Annotated in this window: 23 protein-coding genes and 1 pseudogene; 21 read left to right on the forward strand and 3 right to left on the reverse strand. The window is 63.3% G+C overall.

The annotated features are described in order from the left end of the window. Positions 1–126: 126 nt before the first annotated feature. The 15 genes and pseudogenes from AC0L2L_RS27245 to AC0L2L_RS27315 all read left to right on the forward strand — a co-directional run. Positions 127–2076: an acetoacetate--CoA ligase gene (locus AC0L2L_RS27245; protein ID WP_473582827.1), complete on the forward strand. Its 1950-nt coding sequence runs from the start codon at positions 127–129 to the stop codon at positions 2074–2076. Beyond that, positions 2073–3224, forward strand: a complete 1152-nt coding sequence (locus AC0L2L_RS27250; protein ID WP_473582829.1) for a thiolase family protein — start codon at positions 2073–2075, stop codon at positions 3222–3224. The genes AC0L2L_RS27245 and AC0L2L_RS27250 overlap by 4 nt, the downstream gene beginning before the upstream one ends. Then, positions 3224–3664 (forward strand): Zn-ribbon domain-containing OB-fold protein, encoded by a 441-nt coding sequence (locus AC0L2L_RS27255; protein WP_473582831.1) that lies wholly within the window; start codon positions 3224–3226, stop codon positions 3662–3664. Before AC0L2L_RS27250 ends, AC0L2L_RS27255 begins: the two co-directional genes overlap by 1 nt. Then, positions 3661–4113: a MaoC family dehydratase gene (locus AC0L2L_RS27260; RefSeq protein ID WP_473582833.1), complete on the forward strand. Its 453-nt coding sequence runs from the start codon at positions 3661–3663 to the stop codon at positions 4111–4113. The genes AC0L2L_RS27255 and AC0L2L_RS27260 overlap by 4 nt, the downstream gene beginning before the upstream one ends. Next, on the forward strand, positions 4110–5357 hold the full coding sequence (locus tag AC0L2L_RS27265) for an MFS transporter (RefSeq protein ID WP_473582835.1): 1248 nt from the start codon (positions 4110–4112) through the stop codon (positions 5355–5357). The genes AC0L2L_RS27260 and AC0L2L_RS27265 overlap by 4 nt, the downstream gene beginning before the upstream one ends. Positions 5358–5428: 71 nt before the next feature. Beyond that, entirely contained in the window at positions 5429–6265 is an 837-nt protein-coding gene (locus AC0L2L_RS27270; protein WP_027167419.1) for a GntR family transcriptional regulator, read from the forward strand. Between the two features lie 199 nt (positions 6266–6464). Then, a complete protein-coding gene (locus AC0L2L_RS27275) occupies positions 6465–7241 on the forward strand; it encodes an SDR family NAD(P)-dependent oxidoreductase (protein ID WP_473582837.1) in 777 nt (258 codons plus the stop codon). 44 nt (positions 7242–7285) lie between these two features. Beyond that, entirely contained in the window at positions 7286–7945 is a 660-nt protein-coding gene (locus AC0L2L_RS27280) for an L-fuculose-phosphate aldolase (RefSeq protein ID WP_473582839.1), read from the forward strand. A 64-nt stretch (positions 7946–8009) separates the two neighbouring features. Further along, entirely contained in the window at positions 8010–9017 is a 1008-nt protein-coding gene (locus AC0L2L_RS27285; protein WP_473582841.1) for a sugar ABC transporter substrate-binding protein, read from the forward strand. Positions 9018–9085: 68 nt separating this feature from the next. Continuing rightward, positions 9086–10612, forward strand: coding sequence for a sugar ABC transporter ATP-binding protein (locus AC0L2L_RS27290; RefSeq protein WP_473582843.1), 1527 nt, complete (start codon positions 9086–9088; stop codon positions 10610–10612). Then, positions 10609–11640 (forward strand): ABC transporter permease, encoded by a 1032-nt coding sequence (locus tag AC0L2L_RS27295; RefSeq protein ID WP_473582845.1) that lies wholly within the window; start codon positions 10609–10611, stop codon positions 11638–11640. The genes AC0L2L_RS27290 and AC0L2L_RS27295 overlap by 4 nt, the downstream gene beginning before the upstream one ends. Next, positions 11637–12623 carry an ABC transporter permease gene (locus AC0L2L_RS27300; protein WP_473582847.1) on the forward strand — a complete coding sequence of 329 codons (987 nt, stop codon included), beginning with the start codon at positions 11637–11639 and terminating at the stop codon, positions 12621–12623. Before AC0L2L_RS27295 ends, AC0L2L_RS27300 begins: the two co-directional genes overlap by 4 nt. A 21-nt stretch (positions 12624–12644) precedes the next feature. Beyond that, positions 12645–13610, forward strand: a complete 966-nt coding sequence (locus tag AC0L2L_RS27305) for a carbohydrate kinase family protein (protein ID WP_473582849.1) — start codon at positions 12645–12647, stop codon at positions 13608–13610. After that, positions 13607–14374, forward strand: coding sequence for an SDR family NAD(P)-dependent oxidoreductase (locus tag AC0L2L_RS27310; protein WP_473582851.1), 768 nt, complete (start codon positions 13607–13609; stop codon positions 14372–14374). Before AC0L2L_RS27305 ends, AC0L2L_RS27310 begins: the two co-directional genes overlap by 4 nt. A gap of 287 nt (positions 14375–14661) precedes the next feature. Continuing rightward, positions 14662–14814 (forward strand): annotated as a pseudogene (locus AC0L2L_RS27315) (cysteine hydrolase); the annotation flags it as partial. A 9-nt stretch (positions 14815–14823) separates the two neighbouring features. Here the strand turns inward: AC0L2L_RS27315 and AC0L2L_RS27320 are convergent. Beyond that, positions 14824–15270, reverse strand: a complete 447-nt coding sequence (locus AC0L2L_RS27320; RefSeq protein ID WP_473582853.1) for a PPC domain-containing DNA-binding protein — start codon at positions 15268–15270, stop codon at positions 14824–14826. 236 nt (positions 15271–15506) lie between these two features. On the opposite strand from AC0L2L_RS27320, the gene AC0L2L_RS27325 reads away from it, so the two are divergent. From AC0L2L_RS27325 to AC0L2L_RS27335, 3 genes are read left to right on the forward strand one after another with little or no spacing between them, the layout of a single operon-like run. Beyond that, the gene (locus AC0L2L_RS27325) at positions 15507–16076 is read left to right on the forward strand and encodes a (2Fe-2S)-binding protein (protein WP_473582855.1); all 570 of its coding nucleotides are present in this window, start codon (positions 15507–15509) and stop codon (positions 16074–16076) included. 1 nt (position 16077) lies between these two features. Continuing rightward, entirely contained in the window at positions 16078–17100 is a 1023-nt protein-coding gene (locus AC0L2L_RS27330; RefSeq protein ID WP_473582857.1) for an FAD binding domain-containing protein, read from the forward strand. A gap of 3 nt (positions 17101–17103) precedes the next feature. Further along, entirely contained in the window at positions 17104–19383 is a 2280-nt protein-coding gene (locus AC0L2L_RS27335) for a xanthine dehydrogenase family protein molybdopterin-binding subunit (RefSeq protein ID WP_473582859.1), read from the forward strand. Here the strand turns inward: AC0L2L_RS27335 and AC0L2L_RS27340 are convergent. Beyond that, positions 19323–19808 carry an FAD-dependent monooxygenase gene (locus AC0L2L_RS27340; protein ID WP_473582861.1) on the reverse strand — a complete coding sequence of 162 codons (486 nt, stop codon included), beginning with the start codon at positions 19806–19808 and terminating at the stop codon, positions 19323–19325. The two genes, AC0L2L_RS27335 and AC0L2L_RS27340, sit on opposite strands and share 61 nt — an antisense overlap. 617 nt (positions 19809–20425) lie before the next feature. On the opposite strand from AC0L2L_RS27340, the gene AC0L2L_RS27345 reads away from it, so the two are divergent. The 3 genes from AC0L2L_RS27345 to AC0L2L_RS27355 all read left to right on the forward strand — a co-directional run bounded on the left by AC0L2L_RS27345 (position 20426) and on the right by AC0L2L_RS27355 (position 23180). After that, the gene (locus tag AC0L2L_RS27345; RefSeq protein ID WP_473582964.1) at positions 20426–21466 is read left to right on the forward strand and encodes a fatty acid desaturase; all 1041 of its coding nucleotides are present in this window, start codon (positions 20426–20428) and stop codon (positions 21464–21466) included. Between the two features lie 296 nt (positions 21467–21762). Then, a complete protein-coding gene (locus AC0L2L_RS27350) occupies positions 21763–22086 on the forward strand; it encodes a hypothetical protein (RefSeq protein ID WP_473582863.1) in 324 nt (107 codons plus the stop codon). A gap of 128 nt (positions 22087–22214) precedes the next feature. Further along, on the forward strand, positions 22215–23180 hold the full coding sequence (locus AC0L2L_RS27355; RefSeq protein WP_473582865.1) for a DUF2806 domain-containing protein: 966 nt from the start codon (positions 22215–22217) through the stop codon (positions 23178–23180). A gap of 412 nt (positions 23181–23592) precedes the next feature. Here AC0L2L_RS27355 and AC0L2L_RS27360 read toward each other — a convergent pair whose 3' ends face one another. Continuing rightward, positions 23593–25098, reverse strand: coding sequence for a YncE family protein (locus AC0L2L_RS27360; RefSeq protein WP_473582867.1), 1506 nt, complete (start codon positions 25096–25098; stop codon positions 23593–23595). Between the last annotated feature and the right edge of the window lie 35 nt (positions 25099–25133).

Consider the following 25133-nt stretch of genomic DNA (forward strand, 5'->3'; position numbering starts at 1 on the left):
CTCCGGAAGTGCGGTTCGCTTGGACGCGATCGCCGCTTGACATTCTGGTTATAACCAATAATCATAAAACGCATCGGCAGGCAAGGTCGCGGCATCGAGCCGGGCCTGCGTTGCGGGAGGAAATCCATGTCATCCGTGCTTTGGACGCCGGCGCCGGCCGCGTTCCAATCGTCCAACCTTGCGCGCTTTTCGATAGCCAACGGCTTCGACCCGCGCGACTACGAGACGCTGCATCGCTGGTCCATCGGTGATCCCGGCGCATTCTGGCGCACGGTGTGGGATTTCGCCGAGGTCATCGGCGAACCCGGCGCCATCTCCTTCCTGCGCGACGACAATGCGCCGATGACCGGGAGCCGCTTCCTGCCGGAAGCAACGCTCAATCTCGCGGAAAACCTGCTGCGCGGCGGCGATGAGGCAAAAGTCGCAGTCATCGAGGCCGACGAGAGTGGCCATTACCGTTCGATCACGCTTGGCGAATTGCGCCGGCTCGTTGCCCGGACGGCGCATGGCCTGCGCGCGGCCGGTGTCGGCAAGGGCGATTGCGTCGGCGGCATCCTGCCCAATCGTGTCGAAGGTCTCGTTGCGCTCCTGGCGGCACTGTCGATCGGCGCCGTCTGGTCGTCCTGCTCGCCGGATTTCGGCGCCGCTGCAATCGTCGACCGTCTCGGCCAGATCGGCGTCAAGGTGCTCTTCGCGGCATCGCGCTACCGCTATGCGGGCAGGGAGCACGACATCTCGGACCGACTGGCCGAGATCATCGCGGCGATGCCGACGATCAGCGTGCTGGTGCTGACCGGTGACGGAAGCACCGGATCGGATTTCTCGTCGCCGACTGTGCGCTTCGAGGAGTTCGGCAGCGACGGCCCGCTCAGCTTCCGACGCCTGCCCTTCGATCATCCGGCCTATGTGCTCTACACCTCAGGCACGACAGGCGCGCCGAAGGCGATTGTCCACCGCGCCGGCGGGGTACTGCTCCAGCACCTGAAGGAGCACCTGCTGCATGGCGACGTTCGTCCGGGCGACGTCATGAGCTGGTACACCAACACGGCCTGGATGATGTATCACTGGCTGATCTCCGGCCTCGCCTGCAGCGCAACGGTGGTGCTCTATGACGGCGCGCCGATCCTGAAATCGGCTGATGGCCTCGACCCCAGTCCGCTATGGAAAATGGCCGAGCGTGCCCGCGTCACGCATTTCGGCACCAGCCCGAAATATCTGGCGACGCTTGCCGCTGAAGACTACGCGCCGGGACCCCTGCACGATCTGTTATCGCTTCGCTCCGTGCTCTCGGCCGGCGCGCCGGTTTCTCCTGGCCAGTTCGACTGGGTCTACGAGCATGTGAAGCACGACATGATCTTCGCCTCGATCTCGGGTGGCACCGAGATCATCGGCTGCTTCCTGCTGGGGTCCCCGATCCACGCCGTTCGCCGTGGCGAACTGACCGTGAAGGGTCTGGGCCTTGCCGTGGCTGTCATGGACGAGCGCAACGCGCCGGTCATCGGCCGCCAGGGCGATCTCGTCTGCACCGAGCCGTTCCCGTCGATGCCGCTGACTTTCTGGGGCAAGGACGGCGATGCCCGCTACCACGCCACTTACTTCGCCGCGCGACGCGAGATCTGGACGCATGGCGATATCGCCGAGATGACCCCTTATGGTTCCGCCGTCATCCATGGCCGTTCGGACACCACGTTGAAACCCGGCGGCGTGCGCATCGGCACGGCCGAGATTTATGCCGCCTGCGAGAACTTTGCCGAGATCGACGATTGCCTCGTCTTCGGCGCGCCGATCGAAGGCGACGAGGAAATCGTGCTCTGCGTGAAGCTCAACGACGGTTATGCGCTGACCCCCGGGCTTGCCACGCAAATCCGCCGTGCGATCCGTGAAGGCGCCTCGCCGCGTCACGTGCCGCATCGCATTCATGCCGTGCAGGCCGTGCCCTATACGCTGAATGGCAAGCGCGTGGAGGGCGCCGCCCGCACCACGCTCGAAGGCAAGCCGGTCAAGAACATGGCCTCGCTCGCCAATCCGGCATGCCTGGACGAATACCGCGCGCTCGACCGGAGCAAGGCGGCATGAGCCGGGTCAAGGGATCGATCGTCGGCATCGGTGAGCTGAAGCCGCAGCGCCTGACCAGCGGCGTGACGACGCTGGAAATGATCGCCGAGGTTTCGCGTCTGGCCGTGCTCGATGCCGGGCTGGAGCCGGCGGCGATCGACGGACTGCTGGTCGGGCCGCAGGTCGGTGAGACGCCGCAGCACGTCCCGGCGACTGTCGCCGAATATCTCGGCCTGGTGCCGACCATGGCCAATGTCGTCGATCTCGGCGGCGCGTCCGGCGCCGGCATGGTCTGGCGCGCTTCCGCGGCGATCGAGGCCGGCATGTGCGAGGCGGTTCTGTGCGTGCTTGCCAACAACCGCGAGGAGGCGGGGCCCCGCTCGCCCAACCGCAATCCGATCCGCGAGTTCGACGTGCCGTTCGGCGCCTCGGGCGCCAACATCTCCTACGCGCTGCTGATGCAGGCGCATATGGCTGAATACGGTTCGACCGCGCGGGACTTCGCCATGATCGCCGCCGCGGCGCGCGCCAATGCGCAGCTCAATCCCGACGCGATATTCTTCGGCAAGCCGGCCGATGTGGAGGCGGTGCTGGCTTCGCCGATGATCGCCTCGCCGCTGCACCTCTACGAAATCGTCATGCCGGTGGCCGGCGGCGACGCGGTCGTTGTCACTTCGGCCGAACGCGCGCGCTCAATGGCCAAACGCCCGGTGCACCTGTTCGGCGCCGGCGAGAAGGTCACGCACCGCGCGGTCAGCCAGGCGCCGAGCCTCACCTCCGGACCGCTGAAGAGCGCTATGGCGCGGGCCTTCGCGCAATCCGGCACGCAAGCCGGCGAGATGGACCTTCTGTCGCTCTACGATTGCTACACGATCATGGTCGCGACGACGATCGAGGACGCCGGTCTCTGCGCGCCGGGCGAGTTCGGCGCGTGGCTGCGCGACCACGATCTTTCGCACAAGGGCGACAAGCCGCTCAACACGCATGGCGGCCAGCTCGGATTCGGCCAGCCGGACCTTGCCGGCGGCATGACCCATGTCGTCGAGGCGGTGCGCCAACTGCGCGGCGAGGCGGGCGAACGCCAGATCGGCAAGGCCAAACTCGCGCTGGTCACCGGCAATGGTGCGACGATGAGCGAGGCAACCGCGATCGTGCTGGGAGCCGCCTGATGCCCGTCGATCTCAACGCGCTGAAGACCGCCGGACCGACGATCACCGCGCTCACCGCGCCGTTCTGGGACGCCGCCGCTAAAGGCCGGCTGAAGATCCAGCATTGCGAGGATTGCGGCAGCGCCGTCTTCTACCCGCGCCCGATCTGCCCGCACTGCTGGAGCAGGCGCCTGGTCTGGAAAGACGCATCGGGCAAGAGCCGGCTCAAATCCTTTTCAGAAGTGCACAAGCCAGGCCATCCCGGCTGGCTGCCGGCGGCACCTTATGTCGTCGGCCTTGTCGAACTGGCCGAAGGCCCGACGATGCTGAGCTTCATCTTGCCTGTCGCCCGGCCGCCCAGGGTAGGCGACACGCTGCTTCTCGCGCCCACAGCCATTGGCGGCCGTGTCCTGCCAGCATTCAAACCAGTCGAACCCGCAACGGAGGAGAAGCCGCAATGAGTACCGAGACGAAAGACGGTTGGGTTGGCGTCGTGAAGGGCCGGCCGCAGGTCGGCGCCTTTGCCGAGCGCACGCGGCGCACGCGCATCAGCGACATCGAGGCCTTCACCGACATCACCGGCGACCGCAATCCGCTGCACTACGACCGTGCGCTGGCCGAGAAGTCGGTGTTCGGCAAACTGATCGTCCAGGGCGGCGTCACCTCTGGCATTCTGAATGCCTTGGTCGCGGAGGACCTACCCGGGCCAGGAACCGTATTTCTTGAAGTGGCGTGGAAGTTCGTCAAGGCGGTCGGCGTTGATGAAGAGATCACCGGGCGCGTGGAGGTCAAGGAAGTGCGGCCCGACAAGCCGATCTGCAAGATCGAGACCAGCGTGCGCAACGGCCAGGGCGAGCTTTGCCTCACCGGCACGGCCACGGTGTTCACCGTTCCGCTGCAAGGCACATGAGCACGATAGACGACGGCCGGCTTGGCATGGCGGCCGACGGCGAACGCTGGCGCGTGCTGTCGTTGCTTTGCCTGGCGGTCGTTCTGTCGCTGACCACCTGGTTTTCGGCGACGGCGATTCTTCCCGAACTGAAGCAGGAACTCGCGCTGGGCGCGGGCGCCGAGGCCTGGCTGACCAATGGCGTTCAGGTCGGCTTCGTGATCGGTGCGCTGGCAGCGAGCCTGGTCAATCTTCCCGACCTGGTGCGGCTCAGCCGCCTGATGGCCGCCGCGGCACTTGTCGCCGCGCTCGCCAATGCGATGCTGTTGCTCCATCTCGGGCCGGGCGGCGTGATCGCCGCGCGCATCGTCACTGGCATAGCGCTGGCAGGCGTCTATCCGCCGGCGCTGAAGCTGGTGGCAACCTGGTTCACGCGCGACAGGGGGCTGGCGCTCGGCGCGGTCATCGGCGCGCTTACCATCGGCTCGGCGCTGCCGCATCTCTTCCGCGCCGTCTCAACCGCGCTCGACTGGCGTCCGGTGGTTGCCGCCGCCAGCGTGGCCACTGCCATCGGCGCGCTGTTTTTTCTCCTATTCGCCAAGGAGGGCCCTTATCCCTTTGGCAAGGCGGTGTTCGAGCCCTCGCGGATTGGCCAGGTGTTTCGCGAGCGTCCGCTGCTGCTCGCCAATCTCGGCTATCTCGGCCACATGTGGGAGCTCTACGCCATGTGGGCCTGGCTGCTTGCGTATACTCGCGCTGCTTTTGAAGCGCAGTTGATCGGAACAGCGGCGGCGGCTGCCTCGCTCTCGACCTTCTTCGTCGTCGCGTCCGGCATTTTGGGGTGTCTGCTTGGGGGCTATCTGTCGGACCGTGTCGGTCGCACCGCCACCACAGCCGGCATGATGATCGTCTCGGGAAGCTGCGCGCTGCTGATGGGCTTTCTCTTCTCCGGACCGCTCTGGCTGTTCATGCTCGTCGCCATCGTCTGGGGCATTTCGGTGGTCGGCGATTCGGCGCAGTTCTCCACCGCCGTCACCGAGCTTGCCGACCGCCGCTTCGTCGGCACCGCGCTGTCGGTGCAACTCGGCGCCGGATTCGCGCTGACGGTGCTAGCCATCTGGCTGACGCCGCACTTCGCCGACTTCGTCGGCGGCTGGCGCTGGGCCTTCCTGCTGCTGGTTCCCGGACCGCTTCTTGGGACCATCGCCATGCTGTGGTTGCGAAACTTGCCGGAGAGCGTGAAAATGGCGGATGGCCTCCGCTAGGGAGGCGCTGCCGCTTTTGAGTCGCGGCAAACGAATTTGCGGCGGGACCGATGATGGAACAAGCAACCAGAATGCGCGGGCGTCCTCGTTACGACCAGGAAGATGCCGGGGCGGCCGAAGCGTTCCGCTCGATCGGCTCCAAGGTCCAGCTCAACCGCGACGAGGCGGCACCGCTCTGGGTTCAGTTGCGTAACCAGGTCGAGGAAGCGATCAACACCGGCCTGCTGGCCGCCAATTCGCGCATCCCCTCGGAGCAGGCGCTTTGCGATTTCTTCGGCGTCTCGCGCCCCGTGGTGCGCGCGGCGATTGGCTCGCTCTCCAATGAAGGCCGCATCATCAAGATGCCGCGCAAGGGCATGTTCGTCGCGGCACCGCGCGAGCATGTCGACTTCATGACCGCCAATCTCGGCGTGTTCGACGATCTGACTGCCAAGGGCCACAAGGTCTCGACGCGCACGCTGGAGATCTATCGCTGTCCGCCGAGCGACAAGGAGTCCAAGGTCTTCGGCATTCCCGCCAATGGCAGCGTGGTCCGGATCAGCCGCGTCTACATGACCGACGGCGCGCCGATCACCATGACTCGCATCAGCCTGCCTGGGCACCGGGTGCCGGGGCTTGAGAACATCCTGTCGGAAAATCAGTCGATCTTCGGCACCATCCGCGCCGTCTTCGGCCTGACCGTCAAGCGCGCCGACCGCTGGCTGCGCGCCGCGCTTCCGACCAAGGAAGAGGCCGATGTGATGGGCGTCGCCGCCAACACCCCGCTGATCGAGATCGAGTCGATCGCCTACGACGCCGACGGCGCCGCGCTCGAATATTACGAGGCCTTCTACAACTCCTCCGTCGCCCGCATCCACATGGCGGTCGAGCAGCCGTCGGCGACCGTGAACGGCGTCGATCGCACCTGAACGGTGCTCATCAAAAAGATTCTGTTTTCTGGTTATAACCAGATTGACGGACCCCGGAAGCTTCTGTAACGTCCTCGTCATGGGGTCGGGAGGAGCCTGACCCCGGAGGCATTATCAGGACTGGTTGGCTTGCGGCGCTGCTTCGGCGGCGTGGGCGGAGTTTTGCCCGCGCTCAAGTCCGTCCTGATGGAGAACGTGCATGGATTACCGGTCGCAATTCGACCTGGCGGGCGAGGTTGCCGTCGTCACTGGCGGCGCCAGCGGGATCGGTCTCGAGGCCGCCAAGGCGTTCGGCACGTGCGGGGCGCGCATCGTCCTGCTCGACATGAATGCGGATGGGCTGAAAGCCGCTGCCGGGGCGCTCAAGGCCGCTGGTGTCGCAAGCGTCGATGGCCGCGTGCTCGACGTCACGGATCCGCAAGCCGTCGAGGCGATGGCCGCCCGGATCGTCGCCGATTTCGGCAAGGTCGATATTCTGGTCAACAGCGCCGGCATCGCGCGCCTCAACACCGCGCTCGACACGCCGGATGAGGAATGGCGCCTGGTGATGGATGTCAACGTCAACGGCGTCTACTGGGCCTCGCGCGCCTTCGGCCGCGCAATGGTCGCCCGCAAGAAGGGTTCCATTGTCAATCTCGGCTCGATGTCGGGGCTGATCGTCAACCGCCCGCAGACGGCGCCGTCCTACATGGTGAGCAAGGGCGCCGTGCATATGATGACCAAGGCGCTTGCGGTCGAATGGGCGAAATCCGGCGTGCGCGTCAACGCGCTGGCGCCGGGTTATGTCGGCACCGAGATGACGCTGAAGATGCGTGAGCGGCCCGAACTCTTCAACACCTGGATCGACATGACGCCGATGGGCCGGCTGGGCGAGCCGCAGGAGATCGCCTCGGCGATCCTGTTCCTGGCGTCGCCGGCGTCGAGCTACGTCACCGGCGCGATCCTGTCGATCGATGGCGGCTATACGGCCTGGTAACGATTTTGGCCAGGAAACGGGCCGGACAAGGATTGGAATATCGCATGACCCTTTCGGACCTGGAGGCGCGCCAGGCAATCATCGACGCCTGCATCGAGATGAACGCGCTGGGCATCAACCAGGGCACGTCCGGCAACGTCAGCCTGCGCCATGGCGACGGCATGCTGATCTCGCCGACCAGCACGCCCTACGAGACACTGGAGCCGCAGGACATCGTCTTCATGGGCTGGAGCGGCGAGGTCGACGGGCGCCTGCCGCCATCCAGCGAATGGCGCTTCCATCTCGACATCATGAAGGCGCGGCCCGAGGTCAACGCCGTCGTCCACGCGCATCCGATCTACTGCACGACGATCGCCATCATGGGCAGGAAAATACCGGCGATCCATTACATGGTCGCGGTCGCCGGCGGCAGCGACATACGCTGCGCGCCATACGCCACTTTCGGCACGGCGGAGCTTTCGGCGCATGCCGTGGAGGCGCTGCGCGACCGCAAGGCCTGCCTGCTCGCCCAGCATGGCATGATCGCCGTCGGATCGAGCCTTGCCCAAGCGATGTGGCTTGCCGTCGAGGTCGAGACGCTGGCGCGCCAGTATCACGGCGCCCTGCAGATCGGCGAGCCGCCGGTCCTGTCCGACGAGGAGATCGAAAACGTCATCAAGCGCATGGCGAGCTACGGCCTGCGTGACACTGACGCCGCTGCCTGAGGAGCAGCAATCCACAGTTTCGCATATCCTCCGGGAAGGCCCGGAGCGATCAACAAGGGAGGAAATGAAAATGACCAAATCAATGAAAGGCCTCGTCAAGGCGCTCGCTTTGGGCTTGGCGGCGGCTTGCAGCCTTGCAGCCGTCTCCGGCGCAACCGCCGAGGAGCTGTCGCTCAAGGGCAAGCGCATCGGCGTGTCCGCCATCGGTACCGACCACTATTGGGACCTGATGGCCTTCCGCGGCATCCAGGATCGCGTCAAGGAACTCGGCGGCGAGGTCATCGCGCTCGACGCCGGCCGCAAGGACCAGCAGCAGATCGCGCAGCTGCAGACGCTGATCGCGCAGAAGCCGGACGCCATCATCGAGCAGCTCGGCAACCTCGAAGTGCTGAACCCGTGGCTGCAGAAGATCCGCGACGCCGGCATCCCGCTGTTCACGGTCGATACGGCGACCCCGCACGCCATCAACAACACCACCTCCAACAACTACAATATCGGCGCCGAGATCGCGCTGCAGATGGTCGCCGACATGGGCGGCAAGGGCAATGTGCTGGTCTTCAACGGCTTCTACAGCGTGCCGGTCTGCAAGATCCGCTACGACCAGCTGAAATATGTGCTGACCTCGTTCCCGGATGTGAAGATCGTCGAGCCGGAACTGCGCGACGTCATCCCAAACACGGTGCAGAGCGCCTATTCCAACGTGACCGACATGCTGACCAAGTCGCCGGAAAAGGGTTCGATCGGCGCGGTCTGGGCCTGCTGGGACGTGCCGCAGATCGGCGCCACTCAGGCGGTCGAGGCGGCCGGCCGCAACGAGGTCAAGACCTACGGCATCGACGGCAGCCCGGAAGTCGTCAAGATGGTGATGGACCCGAAATCGTCGGCCGGCGCGGTCGCCGCGCAGCAGCCCTATGAGATCGGCAAGACCTCGGTCGACAATGCCGCCAAGTACCTTGCCGGCCAGAAGGTGGCGCCCTTCACCTTCGTTCCGGCGGTGCTGATCAACAAGGAAAACGCCGGCGAAAAGGGTAAACCTTTCCTCGACGCCGCCGAGAAGGCTGGCGTTAAATAAGGCTGAACGAAACGACGGGCTGCCATGCCAATATGGCTGCCCGTCACATCCAACCAGGATTGACGGCCATGCAGACAGCAAAGCGTGAAATTGCTGTATCGATGACAGGCATATCGAAGCGGTTCGGCCCGGTGCGCGCCTTGGAAAACGCGAACCTCGAGATCGCGCGCGGCTCGATCCTCGGCCTTGTCGGCCAGAACGGCGCCGGCAAGTCGACCATCATCAAGGTGCTGGCCGGTATCGTCAAACCGGACAGCGGCACCATCGTCATCAATGGCGAGACCGTTGGCACGCTGACGCCGGCGTCGGTCGAAAAGCTCGGCGTGCACTTCATCCATCAGGACAGGCTCCTGGTGCCGACCGCGACCGTTGGCGAAGCTGTCTTCCTCGGCCACGAGATCGGCCTCGGTCCGTTCGTCAGCCGCCGCGGCATGGAGCGCAAGGCAGCCGATCTTTTGAAGCGGTTCTTCTGCATGGAGCTGCCGGCGGGAACTCTCGTGAAGGACCTGACCACCGCGCAGCAGAAGGTCGTCCAGATCACCCGTGCGCTGGCGCAGAAGGCCTCGGTGCTGGTGCTCGACGAGCCGACGGCGGCACTGGTCAAGCGCGAGGTGGACAGCCTGTTCGACGTGCTGCGCCGGCTGCGCGACGACGGTATCGCGGTCGTCTTCATTTCCCATTACATGCAGGAGATCGAGAAGCTTTGCGATCGCGTCACCGTGATGCGCAACGGCAACGATGTCGGCACGGTCGATCCGCGCCAGACACCGATCGACGAGATCATCTCGATGATGATCGCCCGCGATGTCGGCGAGATGTTTCCGAGGCGCTCGCTCACACTCGGCGCGCCGGTGCTGGAAGTCGCCAATCTTCGCCTCGGCGGCAGCTTCGAGAACGTAGGCTTCAATGTGCGCGCCGGCGAGATCGTCGGCCTCACCGGCCTGCTCGGGTCGGGCGCCAAGGAAATCGTCCAGTGCCTGTTCGGCCTCAAGACTGCCGATGGCGGCTCGATCAAGGTCGAGGGCAGGGAGCTGTCGTTGTCGACGCCGGTCAAGGCGGTGCGCGACGGCATCGCCATGCTGCCGGAAGATCGCCGCGCGCATGGCGTGGCGCTCGGCCTGTCGGTGCGAGAGAACATCTCCTTGGCCAGCCTGCGCCGCTATTCGCGGAGCGGCATGGTCAGCCGTGGCTTGGAGAACCAGGCCGTCGACGGCCTGATCAAGGAATTGTCGATCAAGACGCCGCATCGCGACGCACTGGTGCGCGAGCTGTCCGGCGGCAACCAGCAGAAGGTGGCTTTAGCCAAATGGCTGAGCTGCCAGTCGCGCATCTATGTGCTCGACGAGCCGACGGTTGCCGTCGATGTCGGCGCCAAGGTCGAGATCTACAATCTGTTGAACCGGCTGGCGGGCGAGGGCGCGGCGATCCTGCTTCTGTCCTCCGACCTGCTCGAACTGGTCGGCGTTTGCGACCGTGTGCTGGTCGTCTATCGCGGCAGGCTTGCCGGCAGCTTCTCCGGTCCTTCGATGAACAGCGACGCGCTGCTGGCGGCTTCGTCCGGTGCACGTTCGAACACTGATGGAGTAGCCGCATGAGCGCGACTGTTCTCCACACCGAAGTCGGCGTTTCCGACGAAAAACAGGCCGCCGCAAAGAGTGCCGGCCGGCGCTTTGGCGCCCTGGTCGTGCGGCTTGGCGCGATCGCCGCTTTCGCCGTGATCATGGCCTATTTCGTCATCTTCGCGCCGGGCTTCACCTCGACCTTCAACCTGATCAACGTCGTCGAGCAGTCGGCGATCCTGGGCGTGCTCGCCTATGGCATGACGGCTGTCATCATTGGCGGCGGCTCCGATGTCACCGAAGGCGGCATCGACCTTTCGATCGCCGCCAATATGGGGCTCTGCGCAGCCGTCTACGCCACGCTGCTGTCGATGGGTTATGGCGACCTCCTCTCGGTGCTCGCAGCCATCGCCGTCGGCATGGCGGTCGGCGCGCTGAACGCCCTTGCCGTGGTCGGGCTCGGCATCCTGCCGCTGCTCGCCACGCTTGCCGTGCTCAATGTCGCGGCCGGCATGGAACTCACGCTCACCCAGAACACGGTCGTCGGCGCATCCTCCCCGCTGCTCGGCCTGCTGGTCTCAGGCAGCTTCCTCGGCATCTCCGCGCTTGCCTGGGCGCTGATCGTCTTCTCCGCGATCGTGATCGCTGTCATCCACGGCACCGCGTTCGGGCTGCGGCTCTACGCGGTCGGCGGCCATCCGGAGGCTGCGCGCGCGGCTGGCCTCAGCGTGCCCTTCTATGTGTCGTTCACCTATGTGCTGAGCGGCTTCTGCGCGGCGGTGGCCAGCATCCTCACCGTCTCGCGCCTGTCGGCCAGCACGCCCGGTTCCGGCGAGTTGCTTCTGTCGGTGCTGGCGGCGGCGCTGCTCGGTACCGTCTTTTCCCGCCGCTTCGTGCCGACCATGGGCGGAACGCTGCTCAGCGTGCTGTTCATCGGTCTTTTAGCCAACGGCTTCCAGTTGCTCAACGTCTCCAGCTACTGGGTCAACGGCGTGCAGGGCGCGCTGATCCTGCTGGTGGTGGCCATCACATCCTTTGCCCGCGGTTCGGAGGGTTCGCGATGAGCGTCTCGGCCAACGACAACACCGCCAGGGTGAGCCTGCGCGGCTTCCTCGCCAAATACAGCGTGCTGATCGCCTTTGCCGTCATCGTCATCTTCTTCGCGATGGCCAGCCCGACCTTCCTGACGCCGGCAAACCTGTTCAACGTGCTGGTCAACAATGTCGTCATGCTGGCGATCGTGGCCCTGGGGCTAACTATCGTCATCTCGTCCGGCGGCATCGACCTTTCGGTCGGCGTCTCCGTCGACATGGCAAGCATGATCTTCGTCATGCTTCTCGCCGGCGGCTACAGCGGCGTGGCCGGTGTCGCCGGCGGGCTGGGTGCCGCGCTGATTGTCGGTGTGCTGAACGCCATCCTCATCACCAGGCTCAACATCAGCCCGTTCCTGGCGACGCTCGGCGTCCTCTTCATTGGTCAGAGCACACAGCAGCTCGCCACCAGCGGCGGCCAGCCGATCTATCTCACCAGCGGCTATGCCGCCGACCAGTTCAACGCCATTGCCCGCACCGCTTTGTTCGGCGTGCCGACCCCGGTGATCGTGCTGATCGTCCTCGCCGTCGCGGTTCATCTGCTGCTGCATCGTTCGGTCTTCGGCCGCTACGTCCAGGCAATGGGAGCGCAGCCCGGCGTCGCCTGGTATTCGGGCATCCGCGTGCCGCGCGAATTGTCGATGGTGCATGTGCTTTGCGCGCTGCTAGCCGGCGTCACCGGCATCCTGCTGTCGGCGACGGTGAAGTCCTACGTGCCGCTCTCCGGCAATGCCTTCCTGCTGGACGCCATCGGCGCCACCTTCATCGGCACGACGCTCAGCCGCGAGCGCAAGCCTTCGGTCATCGGCACGCTGCTCGGCGTATTGCTGCTCGCCATCGTCAAGAACGGGCTGCTGCTCGTCGGCTGGAATTTCTACTGGCAGCAGGTCGGCATCGGCGTGCTCGTCTTCCTGGTGCTGGCCGCGAGCTTCGGCCTGCGCCGCGCCGCCCATTGAGTTCGAAAGGTCAAGTCAGTCATGCCACAGTTCGACGTCAGTTCGATCGGCTTCTACGTCCTCGATATCCTCGGACGGCCGGTCTCGCGCATCCCCGAAGGCGGCCGCGCCGACTTTATCGAGGAGATCCGCATGACCGTCGCCGGCACGGCCGGCGCGACCGGCATGGACTGCGCCATCCTAGGACTGAAGACCCGGGCCGTGACCACGCTCGGCACCGACGACATGGGCGACTGGTTCCTCGCCAAGCTCAAGAAATACGGGCTGGAGACGGAGTTTGTCCGCCGCGACGGCAGCGTCCAGACCTCGTCCACCATCTTGCCGGTGCGGCCGAACGGCGAGCGTCCGGCGCTGCATGTGCCCGGCACCGCGACTTTGTTCGAGGTCGCCGATGCCGATCTCGACGCTGCCTTGGACGCGAGCGTCGTCCATGTCGGCGGCACCGGCCTGCTGAAGCGCTTCGACGGCGAGCCGACGGTCAGGCTGCTGAAGCGCGCCAAGGAGCTTGGCCGCGTCACCACCTTCGATCTCATCCAGGCGACGCCCGAAACGTGGAAGCTGGTCGAACCGTGCCTGCCTTACATCGACTATTTCGTGCCGAGCATCGACGAGGCCGGCGAGATGGCGCATGACCGCGATCCGGCCCGCGTCGCCGCCTTCTTCAAGGCCAGGGGGGTGAAGAACTGCATCCTGACGCTCGGCGCCGACGGCGTCCATGTCTCGCCCGAGCATGGCGAGGATTTTCATCTGCCGGCCTTCGAGGTCGAGGTCTTCGACACCACGGGCTGCGGCGACTCCTTCACCGCCGGCATCATCGTCGGCATCGTCAAGGGCTGGGACCTCAGGCAGTCCGCGCGCTTTGCCAGCGCCGTCGCTGCCAAGGTGGCGATGGGACTCGGTTCCGACGGCAAACTCGTTTCATTCGACGACACGATCGCTGCGATGAACTCGCTCCCGGTCAAGACATCAAAGGTAGAAGCAGCATGACCATCCTTCCTGAAGCCAAGGGCAAGACGGCCCTCGTCACAGGCGCCAGCCGCGGTATCGGCAGGGCGCTCGCGAAAGGGCTGGCCGAAGCTGGTTTCGATGTCGCCATCACCGATTTGCCGTCGCAGGCGGCGGAACTCGACGTGACCAGGGGTGAGATCGAGGCGGCCGGCCGCAAAGGCTATGTCTACACGATGGATGTCAGCAGGAAAAAGGACATCGAGGCGACCGCGCAGGCCCTGCTCGAGGCCGCTGGCAGCATCGATGTGCTGGTCAACAATGCCGGCATCCTGAAGCCCAGCCTGCTCCAGGACCTCGACGAGGCCAACTGGGATGCCCATTTCGACGTCAACGCCAAGGGCGTGCTGATGATGTGCCAGGCTGTGCTGCCGCATATGCGCGCCAGGAAATCGGGCCGGGTGATCAACATCGCTTCGATCGCCGGCCGCCAGGGCGTGCCGACGCAGGGCCATTACGCGGCGACCAAGGCGGTGGTGATCACGCTGACCCGCGTGCTGGCGCAGGAAGTCGGCATGGACGGCGTCACCGTCAATGCGATCTGTCCCGGCATCATCCTGACCGAGATGGGCAAGAACAATCTGGGCAGCGAAGCCGCGATCCGCCATTGGGAGGAGGTCGCCGCGCTGAAGCGCCTCGGCGCGCCGGAAGATGTCGTCGGGCCGGTGCTGTTCTTCGCGTCCAACCTGTCGGCCTTCGTCACCGGCCAGTCGCTCAACGTCGACGGCGGCATCTACTACCACTAACTTCGTAGGGGTGGCCTGCATCGTCTTGGCAATGCGTTTGTCCAAACGTTCAGAGGATCAAATCTTGAATCTCAGGCGTCGCTCGTGCTCGTCGAAATACGCGCTTCCCCACTTGGCCTCGCCGCAGCCGGATCGATTCCGCCGAGCATTGTCATGGCGGCTCAAGGCTTGAACTACGGGTCGCTTGGCAAGCATTGCGCGCATCTTTGCGTAGACATGCAAAAACTATTCGCCGAGCCCTCTGAATGGGCGACGCCCTGGATGATCAGGGTGCTTCCGAGAGGGGGATCGAAATCGGCTACCGCGTCATCTTGGTTACGGATGCGCTTTGCAGTTCTTCTGACGCCACCCATGACGCGTTGATGACCGTATACCATCAGCGCTTTGCCCAGCAGGTCGAGACGGTCGAAATGGAGGTCGTGCTCTCGGCTTGGGATTGACGAAGGCTGTTATGAGGCCTCGAGGTCGATCAGTGCAATGCCGAGCTCAGAACGCTTCCTGCGGCGCAAGTGGCCGGGCGATTCCAGGACGGTAACTTCCAGCGTCGGCCGCACAAAACCTTGCAACAAATGACCGCCCCGCGTCGATCCGTCACCGAGACCAAGCACGGCGTGAATGTGAAGGCTCGGTCTGTCCTCCTCGTCGACGGCAATGTCCCCAATCGCGCTCACAACTTCGCACTGCTCCAGGACAGGAATCTTGCGGTAGGATTTCGACTGGAAGTCGAACCAGCCGACCGTTGCTTTTTCGAACGCTCCGATCGCCGCCAATGAAGCGCCGGCAATTCCGTTACGGCCGGCAAAAATCGTCAATGCTTCGACTGCTTCTTCGTTTGGGTCCAGCACGACCACAAAGGTCCTTTGTCCCGACGTTTCTGCGACCAGCTTCGATTTCATGATCAGCCTGCCTCGATGCCCGTTGGTATCGGATGCAGAACTCGAAATCGGCGTGCATGTTCCCTGGTTGAAACCGAGCTGCTCGGAGCACGTTTTTGTGAGGCGTCGCTGTTTGGTCGGTAATTCGGAACAATGCTTCGGCTCGATGGTTAGCGCCAATGACCCAGCCAGCCACGGAGCGAGCCATGTCCCAGCCTTCGGCCTTATCCGCAACTGATCTCAACCGGCGAAGCTTTATGACAGGTACTGTCTCGGCCGTTGCGGCTGTCCCTTTGCTGGGCTCACCAGCGAAAGCCGAAACAGCGGGCCGATCCGACGCAGGGCCAAGGGAGCCGGCCGTCACGTCGCTGCGGATCAACAGGCAACCATACGAGCTTTCGCTCGACCCGCGGACGAGTCTGCTCGACGCCCTTCGCGATCACGCTGGACTGACCGGCACCAAAAAGGGCTGTGACCACGGCCAGTGCGGCGCCTGCACGGTGCTGGTCGACGGCAAACGTGTTCTGTCCTGCCTGAGCTTCGCGGTGATGAACGGCGGCAAGGAGGTGACGACCATCGAAGGGCTGTCATCGACCGATGGTGTCCTGCATCCGATGCAGCAGGCCTTCGTCGATCACGATGCCTTCCAGTGCGGCTACTGCACGCCGGGCCAGATCATGTCGGCGATCGGCTGCGTCAATGAAGGCCATGCGGGTTCCGAGAACGATATCCGCGAGTTTATGAGCGGCAACATCTGCCGCTGCGCCGCCTATCCCAATATTGTCGCCGCCATCATCCAGGCGCGTGACGAAACCAAGGGAGCCTGAGATGCGCCCTTTCGTCTACGAGCAGCCTACAAACATATCCGCCGCCGTCGCGCTTGCTTCCCGATTTACCAGGTCGGACGAAGCCCCAACGCGGGCGAACGCGCAGTTCATCGCCGGCGCCACCAATCTGGCCGACTATATGAAACTCGGCGTGGCGCAGCCTGACCGGTTGGTGGATCTCAACCGTCTCGCCGAGCCGGCGCTCAGGCAAATCAGGATCACCGACGATGGTATCCGCTTCGGCGCTCTCGTGCGGATGGGCGAGGCCGCCGACAACAGCGAAGTCAAGCGGCGCTATCCGGTCGTCGCCGACAGTCTCAGGCTGGCGGCAAGTGGCCAGATCCGCAACATGGCGAGCCTTGCCGGCAATGTCCTGCAACGCACGCGCTGCGAATATTTCCGCGAGACGTCCTGGCCCTGCAACAAACGCGTGCCGGGGTCGGGCTGCGCCGCCATGGAAGGTTTCAACCGGCAGCACGCGGTTCTGGGGACCAGTGACACGTGTATCGCCACCTACCACGGCGACTTCGCCCAGGCGCTGATCGCGCTCGATGCCGTGGTTCACGCCGAGGGCTCGCGTGGCGCGCGCAAGATCCCGTTCGCCAAGCTGCATCGGCGGCCCGGCGATACGCCGCATATCGAGACCGATCTCGCCGCCGACGAAATCATCACCGCCATCGAAGTGCCCGCCATCCCATGGGCCAGGCGTTCGCTTTACCTGAAGATCCGCGACCGTGAATCCTATGCCTTTGCGCTGGCCTCGGCCGCCGTTGCGCTCGACCTCGACGGCGACGAGGTCCGCGAGGCACGGATCGCGCTTGGCGGCGTCGCCACCGTGCCGTGGCGGGCGCGGACCGCTGAACAGGCCTTGCAGGGCAAAGCCCTCGACGAGGCGTCGGCCAAGGCAGCGGCGGAGGCTGCCTTTGCCGATGCCGAACCGCGCCGGGACAATGCGTTCAAGATTGAGCTCGGCAAGCGCACGCTGGTGCGGGCGCTGCTCGAAACCCGTGACATGAAGGTGTGAGACATGGATGCAGCCGCTCCGAAGCCCAAGGAGAACATGGGCGAACCGCTGCCGCGCATCGATGCGCGGCTGAAGGTCACCGGCCAGGCCCACTATCCCGCGGATCTGCCGACGGCCAACATTGCCTACGGTGCGCTGGCAACCAGCAGCATCGCCAAGGGCAGGGTGACCAAGCTTCATCTCGATGACGCCCGCGCGGTGCCCGGCCTGCTCGACATCGTCACCTATGGCGACATGGATAAGTTCGAAAGGCCGAAATTCGGCAACACCGGCGCCACCTCGATCGGACCGCTGCATGACAGGACGATCTTCCATGACGGCCAGATCATCGCGCTCGCGGTCGCCGAGACATTCGAGGCGGCTGAAGAGGCGGCGCAATTGATCCGCGCGGATTACGAGGAGGAGAAGCCTACCGCGAGCTTCGACAGTCCGGGCACGAAGACCATCCCCGCCGCCGGCAAGAGCCCGCTGTTCAAGGAGGACGTCAAGGCGGGCGATTTCGAGGCCGCCTATGCCGCCGCTCCGGTCAAGATCGACCAGCGCTACTCGACGCCCACGCAGCACCACAATCCGATCGAGCTGTTCTCGACGACCGCCATGTGGGAAGGCGATCGGCTCATCGTTCACGAGCCGTCGCAGAACGTCACCGGCTGGAAGGTCGAGCTTGCCAGGCAACTGAAGATCGATCCGGCCAGGGTGCGGATCGTGAGCCCCTATATCGGCGGCGCCTTCGGTTCGAAAGGACCCATGACCACGCGCACCGCGATCGTCGCCGTTGCCGCCAAGCGTCTCGGCCGTCCGGTGCGTTGCGTGACGAGCCGCATGCAGGCGTTCGGGACCCAGACCTATCGCGCCGAAACCCGGCACCGCATCCGGATCGGCGCCGGCAAGGACGGGCGTATCACGGCCTTCGCGCATGAAGGCTGGGAGGTGACGTCACGTCCGGATGCCTATGTCGTCGGCGGCACCTCGGCGACAGGGCGCATGTACGACTATGGCTCGGTGCTGACGCATGTCTCGCTCGTGCAGGCAGACCGCAACACACCGGGCTATATGCGTTCTCCTCCCGAGACGCCTTACGTCTACGCGTTGGAAAACGCGCTGGACGAAATGGCGGTAGCGCTAGGCATGGATCCGGTCGAGTTCCGCCGGATCAATGAGCCGAAGACTGAGCCGATCGGGAAGAAGCCGTTCTCCAGTCGTTCGCTCATCCAGTGCTACGAGCAGGCGGCAGACGCTTTCGGCTGGGCCAAAAGAGATCCGAAGGTCGGTGCGATGCGCGATGGCGACTGGCTGATCGGTATGGGTTGCGCAACGGCCATATATCCGACCGCCGCAGCGCCGTGCGCGGCGCGTGTGCGCCTGACCGTCGACGGCGGCGTTCGCGTACAATGCGGTTCGCACGAGATCGGCACCGGCGTTCGCACCGTGGCCGCCCAGATGGCCGCCGAGCGGCTTGGCGTCGGGATCGACAAGGTGGAAGTCGAGATGGGCGACAGCAGCCTGCCTCCAGCTCCGGTTTCGGGCGGCTCGATTTCGACCGCGAGCGTGTGCTCGGCCGTACTGAAGGCGTGCGATGCAATCCGCACGAAGCTTTTCGCGGCAGCCACTGGCGACGGCGGCTCCCTTGCCGGCTCCCACAACGAGGAATTGGACGTTCGTGGCGGCAAGATCGTGGCGAAGAGCGGCGCATCGGCCAAGGTCGAGGACGTCTTCAAGACCATGCAGGTTGGCGCGATCGAAGAATATGCCGAGTTCGCGCCCAAGAGCGCGACGCCCCAGGCGTTGAAAAAACTCTATGCCGGCCAGCCGGAATTCCATGGCGGTGAGTCCGACGAGGAGTCGGTCAAATACGCTTTCGGTGCCGAATTCGTCGAAGTCCGCGTCAACAGCTACACAAAGGAAATTCGCGTGCCGCGCATTGTCGGGGCCTTCGCGGCCGGCCGCATCATGAACACGCGCACCGCGCGCAGCCAGCTGATGGGCGGCATGATCTGGGGCATCGGCCAGGCGCTGCATGAGGCGACCGAAGTCGACCGGCGCTACGCCCGCTATGTGAACCGCGATCTGCAGGACTATCTCGTGCCGGTCAATGCCGACATCAAGGACCTGCAGGTGATCCTGGTTCCAGAAGTCGACCACGCGGTCAATCCTGCCGGCGTGAAGGGGCTTGGCGAACTGGGCAATGTCGGCACGGCCGCCGCCGTTGCAAGCGCGGTCTATCACGCGACCGGCAAGCGTATCCGCGACCTGCCGATTAGGATCGAGCAGTTGATCACTTGAACATGAGACGACTGCACCGTCGACAGAATGCGTTCGCTGAGCTCGATCCAGCGATGCCCTACCGGCCGGCGTTCATCCGTATATCCAGCCAGCATGCCGTCGCCGAAACGCCGGGCAAAGGAAGCGGCATCCTCGATACCGAGATTCATGCCGCGGGCGCCAAGAGGCGAGCGGACATGCGCCGCATCGCCGAGGAAGACGCGGGCGGTCTGGTAGCGTGACGCCTGCTTTGCCGGAATGTGGAAACGATCGGTACGCAGCACCTGCGATACGCGATAATTGCCCGGCACATGCGCCACGCATCGGGCGTATTCGAGACCGCGCGAAACGGTTCTCAGATTCGCCCGACCATACGGGAGAATACGAAGGAAATGGGTTGGCGAACCATCCGCTAATGCGGCCTTATGTAGCAAAAGCACCAACATTCCAATTACCGCGACTTGGTGGGTTCCCATAAAATCCGGTGCATGGAAGAGCCGCACGTCGTACCCGTATTGGTTGCCAAGCGTGCCAAACCGTCGGGCAAGATTTCAGTTCTCGATCTCGACGCATTGCAACGCGGCGCCAGACAAGCCGGCGAAACTTGCTGACTTGAAGGCCTTGGCCGACAGCTACACGAAACAACGGTTATCGAAACGGGCGGCTGTGACGACGCCCGGACAAACCAGCCCTGACAGGCGCCCAAGGCTGCTCCAAGACTCTCGCCGCATAGGCGTTGAGGCGAGGTCGCTGATCGCCGGACAGAACTCCGACGGTCGTTGACAGGCCGGCAAAAGGAGTCCATTTGATGATCGCGTGTGTCAAGAAAGCCCATCCGAAACCTGCAACTGAACAGAAAACCGCTTTGAAAGCATCCACGATGCGGCAGCGGAACGGTGCAGGAATGCAGACACCGACGGCACATGGCGGCGCGCTCGCCTGACGGCCGAGGACAACCGCCCCACGTGAAAACTGAAGCTCGACCATGTCTCGTCTCTAGGCTTCGGCCTGCCGAATCGTTCGTGCAGCAGCCTCCAAACCCATAAAGGCCCGCCCATTGTCATTGACGCAAGCCGCCAAATCCATCTCCCCGCTCCAGGGCGGCGAACCGCCCTGGCCCAAGGTTCTCGCCGGCTACCGGCAGCCACACCGGGGACGCAGCCTGAATGAACTGATGGTCACGCTTGTCCCGTTTCTCGGCCTTTGGACGCTTGCCGCGACAGCGGTGCATCATGGCTTTTGGTGGGGGACGGTGCTGACAGTTCCGGCGGCGGGATTCCTGCTTCGCCTGTTCATGATCCAGCACGATTGCGGTCACGGCTCGTTCTTCGCTCACCGCAGGGCGGATGATTGGACCGGTCGCCTGATCGGTGTCCTTACGTTCACACCATATGATTACTGGCGCCGCGCGCATGCGGCCCATCATGCCTCTGCCGGCAATCTCGACGAGCGCGGCGTGGGTGACATCACGACGCTGACCGTGACCGAATACCACTCCCTGTCGCGCTGGCGCCGCCTCGCATACAGGCTCTATCGCAATCCTGTTGTGATGTTCGGCATCGGGCCCATCTGGCTTTTCCTGCTCAAGCAAAGACTGCCCTTCGGCATGATGCGCTCAGGCGCGGAGCCATGGGTCTCGACCATGGCCACCAATCTGGCAATCCTGGTTCTGACCCTAGGCCTCATCTGGTTCGTCGGCTTCGGGTCGATCCTTCTGGTGCAGTTGCCAATCGTGGTATTGGCAGGGTCGGCCGGCATCTGGCTATTCTATGTCCAGCATCAGTTCGAGGAAACACACTGGTCGCACGTTCCGCAATGGCGGTTTCAGGACGCCGCCCTGCACGGCTCCTCTTATTATGAACTGCCGCTGGTCCTGCGATGGCTCACTGCCAACATCGGCATTCATCATGTCCACCACCTTTCCAGCAAAGTGCCATACTACCGGCTTCCGGAAGTGCTGCGGGATTACCCGGAGCTACGCGGCATCGGCCGCATCACAATCGTGGAAAGCATCCGGTGCGTAAAGTTGGTGCTTTGGGACGAGCGCTGCCAACGCCTCGTCACCTTTCGCGATGCAGGCGCAATGCCTCCCCCACAGCCGTGACCAATGTCGCATTGGGCCGCTCAAAATCGAGTTCCGCAAGCAGTGCTGGTTCGATCCCGGCTAGGGGCACCACCCTTCGCTCTGCGAGCTTCGGATGGCAGGCCATCCTTCCTGAGCCTCAGTGACAGGCCACCCTTACGAGCTTCGGGTGGCAGGCAATACTAAACGCCTTATCGGATATTCCCCGTATGCCCTTGCGAGTAGCGCCCGGGCTGCGGCCACACTGTCAGGCCGTGCGGCTCGACGCCCACGCGGATCTTGGTCACGGCGCCGTTTGTCGTGTCGATCATGTAGGCATGGCTTTCACGATCGACGAATACGAATTACTCGGCGTTGAGCGCGAGGCCGGGAAGCCGGCTTTCGCGTTGATGGCGGAGAGAGGCACAGGCCGCTATGTCGGCTCTGCGTTCATCACCTTGAACCGGGAAATGCTGGAACGGCTCTGGGAGCGCGTCCAGGAGCACGCCGGCACGGCGCCGAAAGGCATGAAGCGACCGGCCACGCAGTGGGTCAAGCCGGGGCTGATCGGGCGTGCAAAGCATCTCCGAGGGCGAGGAGGATTTGCGACATGCCTCGCTGCAGGATTTCCGAGACGAAAGCTGATCCGACGTGACGGCTAGATTGAGTGCCTGGCCCACTCAGATTGGCCACGCAGAGTTGAGTATTGAACCGTCGCTTACAGGATTGAACCGCCGCTTGTTGAATTTCGTGCTACGTGATTTGATCGTTCGCTCAAATGGGATGGCACATGAGCGAAGACGATCATGAAACCGGGCTTGAAATCAAAGCAGGCCCCGACGGCATCACCGCCAAGGTAAAATCTCGGGTGCTGTCCGCCTACGACAAGCTCCTCGGTAACAAAGTCGCCAAGCAAGGGCTTGAAGACGAGAGGAAGCTGCTCGTAGCACGCTCACAGCATCAGCAAGAGGCAAAACTGATCGACGCCGCGGGGAACATGTTGGTGGAGAAAGTAAAAAATGACCCGGCTTTGGCTCAGCAAGTGATCGAAAGCTACTTTCCAGGTATCGCGCGGAGGCGAGACAACGTTGCGGGCGCATTGGAGCATGCGGTTGAGCAGATAGTGCTGTTGCCTCCCCCGGCTGAGCAGGCCGCGCAGAATGCAGCCGACGAAATCGACGACGACTGGCTCAATGTCTGGGAGGGCCATGCTGAAAAAGCTTCAAGTGATCGTATGCGGAGGCTGTGGGGTCGGATCCTGGCCGGCGAAGCGAGGCAGGGAGGCAGTTTTTCCTATAGCACACTCCGAGTCGTCTCTGAACTAACCGCTTCCACCGCGACGCTGTTTCAACAGGTAGCAAAGTTGCGATTTGTCGGTGATCTCCTTGCCGACGACCAAAGCGCAGAATTAAGCGATGCCATGGCGTTGGAGGCGGCGGGTCTAATCCATGGCGTCGGATCGTTTCTGTCCAAATCATTCACAATCAAAGAAGCAGGGACGGCCAGGTTCAGGTACGGTGACTGGTTGCTCGTTCTCACTTTAAAAGATCCGGCTTCGATTCGCGTGGACGTGTCGGTCATTCCCTTGACCCAAGCAGGAAGAGAACTGGCCGAGATACTACCCAATGATCACAAGGAAGCACTCAAGAGATTGGCAAAAGCTGCCGACATGCAATGTTCGGATGCGGTGCTTTTCCCAATTCGGAATGCCAATATCGTACCCCAGGGAGAGGTACTAAAAGGCAAGTCAGCCTGAGCATGCGGGTAAGCCGATGAAGATCGACGGCAAGGTCGTATGGCATACTGAGCGGTTCCGGAGGTAAGCGTTCGATGGTGAAGGGACGTTCCAATCTCTCATCGACGCGAAGACAATAGTGACGGCATTCTGTCACTACGCGCCGTGCAACCGTAGTCAGAAGCTCGACCTTCCCAAGCTTCGGGACCGGTCCGGCCCTGATGCGCCGGCTATGGTATGGAATGGGACATCAAGCCAAGCTGAAATGCACCAGATGCCAAGGCAAGGCCGGGAATGGGGGCGGCGCGATCTGCATTTCCGATACCAGTCCAACCGGCTACGGCAAGGCCAGCCGCTGAATCCAAACCAGCCGTTGAAGCAGGCCGTAGATCGCGCCGCCGACGATCAGGAACGGGGTGACCCTGACGATGATTCACAGCATCAGGTGGATGTGCCGGGGAAACGCGCGGCCATCTAGGTTCGATGGACCTTTGTTTCCTAATTTCCAACCAGCATGCCGAACCTCCCGAACGTCGCCAGATGGCACGACAATTGTCGTGCCATCTTCGCTGTAAAGAATCGCGTGATGTGAAGTAAATAGTACGATCTTAACTCGATCGACCGTACGATGCTCTAGAACAACGGTATTTCTAAAACTTCCAGTTTCTGCAACATAGGAGCCAAAGATATTTCCGATTAAGAATATAAGCCCTGCCACAAAAGGCAAATCGAGACCTAAAACCAAGGCCCCCTGGCCGTAAGAAAAGACTGCCTTGAGTCTCCAAAACAAAACAATGCACATCAATATTACGCCTAAAATCAACACATATAGTTGGTTCATACCGTGATCGTTATAAACAATATACTCAGGATACAAAATCCAATATAGAATAAGTAACCCAATAAATATTAAAGCAATTTGGAACGACCACAGCTGCCTGCCGTCGGCGCTGACATTGCCCATATCGGGGCTGCCGCCGCCGGGGATGGGCCATTGCGTCACCACCGCGCGGGTGGCGAAGTCGATCACCGTCACGCTGCCCGGACCCTTGGCCTTGCCCTGCTCCATCTTGTGCGAGCCTCGGTTCGAGACATAGAGGCGCTTGCCGTCGCGGCTGACGACAAAACCATGCGTGCCGATGCCGGTCGCAATGAAGCCGATTTCCTTGAAATTGTCGCCGTCGACCAGGAACACGCCGTCATTCATCATGTCGGCAACGTAGAAAACCTTGCCGTCGGGCGAGAGACGGATGTCCTGCGGCATGCCCATCCTGGAGAGGTCGAGGTGGCCGAGCACCTTCTGGTTCTTCAGGTCGATCTTGGCCAGGCCGCCATCACCGTATTCGCAGGTGAAGATCGCATAGGAGCCGTCACCTGAGAAATCGGCATGGTTAATGCCAGGGCAGGTCGGAGTCGGCAGGCTCGATTTCAACGCCATGGTGTGCGGGTCGCGGAAATCGAGCTGCTCCATGGCTTCGTCGACGACGATGGCGGCGCTGCCGTCCGGCATGAAATACATGTTGTAGGGGTCGTCCACGGCAATCTGCAGGCCGGGCTTGCCGGTCATCGGATCGATCGGCGTCAGGCTGCCGTTCTTGCCGGTGCCGTTGTTGGCTACCCAGAGCGTCTTCAGGTCCCAGGACGGCACGACGTGCTGCGGCTTGCTGCCGACCGAAAACCTGCCGACCTCCTTCAAGGTGAGCGTGTCGATCACCGAGACGCTGTTGGAGGAGCGGTTGGGCACGTAAACGCGCGACAGCGCGCTGGCCGTGGCGGGACTCAGATGGCCGGCCGTGGTCTGACTGTAGATGTTGACCTGCGCAGGCGCCGGATCGCTGCAATCCTCCGGGCAGGAGCCGGCCAGGGCTCGGGCTGGAAGCATGGCGAATAGGACAAGCGGCGCACAGAGGCGGGCGAAGCGCAGGACGATTTCGATCATTCGGAAGTGCTTTGTGGTGAAGGCCAGGCCGGGTC

This window comes from Mesorhizobium sp. WSM4832 (assembly GCF_055811115.1).

Coding starts and splice junctions, on each gene's coding strand:
- AC0L2L_RS27325 (WP_473582855.1), top strand. CDS start 15,507: ATGACAGGTACTGTCTCGGCCGTTGCGGCTGTCCCTTTGCTGGGCTCA.
- AC0L2L_RS27290 (WP_473582843.1), top strand. CDS start 9,086: ATGCAGACAGCAAAGCGTGAAATTGCTGTATCGATGACAGGCATATCG.
- AC0L2L_RS27310 (WP_473582851.1), top strand. CDS start 13,607: ATGACCATCCTTCCTGAAGCCAAGGGCAAGACGGCCCTCGTCACAGGC.
- AC0L2L_RS27350 (WP_473582863.1), top strand. CDS start 21,763: ATGGCTTTCACGATCGACGAATACGAATTACTCGGCGTTGAGCGCGAG.
- AC0L2L_RS27335 (WP_473582859.1), top strand. CDS start 17,104: ATGGATGCAGCCGCTCCGAAGCCCAAGGAGAACATGGGCGAACCGCTG.
- AC0L2L_RS27305 (WP_473582849.1), top strand. CDS start 12,645: ATGCCACAGTTCGACGTCAGTTCGATCGGCTTCTACGTCCTCGATATC.
- AC0L2L_RS27260 (WP_473582833.1), top strand. CDS start 3,661: ATGAGTACCGAGACGAAAGACGGTTGGGTTGGCGTCGTGAAGGGCCGG.
- AC0L2L_RS27285 (WP_473582841.1), top strand. CDS start 8,010: ATGAAAATGACCAAATCAATGAAAGGCCTCGTCAAGGCGCTCGCTTTG.
- AC0L2L_RS27355 (WP_473582865.1), top strand. CDS start 22,215: ATGAGCGAAGACGATCATGAAACCGGGCTTGAAATCAAAGCAGGCCCC.
- AC0L2L_RS27255 (WP_473582831.1), top strand. CDS start 3,224: ATGCCCGTCGATCTCAACGCGCTGAAGACCGCCGGACCGACGATCACC.
- AC0L2L_RS27340 (WP_473582861.1), bottom strand. CDS start 19,808: ATGTTGGTGCTTTTGCTACATAAGGCCGCATTAGCGGATGGTTCGCCA.
- AC0L2L_RS27245 (WP_473582827.1), top strand. CDS start 127: ATGTCATCCGTGCTTTGGACGCCGGCGCCGGCCGCGTTCCAATCGTCC.
- AC0L2L_RS27265 (WP_473582835.1), top strand. CDS start 4,110: ATGAGCACGATAGACGACGGCCGGCTTGGCATGGCGGCCGACGGCGAA.
- AC0L2L_RS27320 (WP_473582853.1), bottom strand. CDS start 15,270: ATGAAATCGAAGCTGGTCGCAGAAACGTCGGGACAAAGGACCTTTGTG.
- AC0L2L_RS27270 (WP_027167419.1), top strand. CDS start 5,429: ATGCGCGGGCGTCCTCGTTACGACCAGGAAGATGCCGGGGCGGCCGAA.
- AC0L2L_RS27280 (WP_473582839.1), top strand. CDS start 7,286: ATGACCCTTTCGGACCTGGAGGCGCGCCAGGCAATCATCGACGCCTGC.
- AC0L2L_RS27295 (WP_473582845.1), top strand. CDS start 10,609: ATGAGCGCGACTGTTCTCCACACCGAAGTCGGCGTTTCCGACGAAAAA.
- AC0L2L_RS27275 (WP_473582837.1), top strand. CDS start 6,465: ATGGATTACCGGTCGCAATTCGACCTGGCGGGCGAGGTTGCCGTCGTC.
- AC0L2L_RS27250 (WP_473582829.1), top strand. CDS start 2,073: ATGAGCCGGGTCAAGGGATCGATCGTCGGCATCGGTGAGCTGAAGCCG.
- AC0L2L_RS27360 (WP_473582867.1), bottom strand. CDS start 25,098: ATGATCGAAATCGTCCTGCGCTTCGCCCGCCTCTGTGCGCCGCTTGTC.
- AC0L2L_RS27330 (WP_473582857.1), top strand. CDS start 16,078: ATGCGCCCTTTCGTCTACGAGCAGCCTACAAACATATCCGCCGCCGTC.
- AC0L2L_RS27300 (WP_473582847.1), top strand. CDS start 11,637: ATGAGCGTCTCGGCCAACGACAACACCGCCAGGGTGAGCCTGCGCGGC.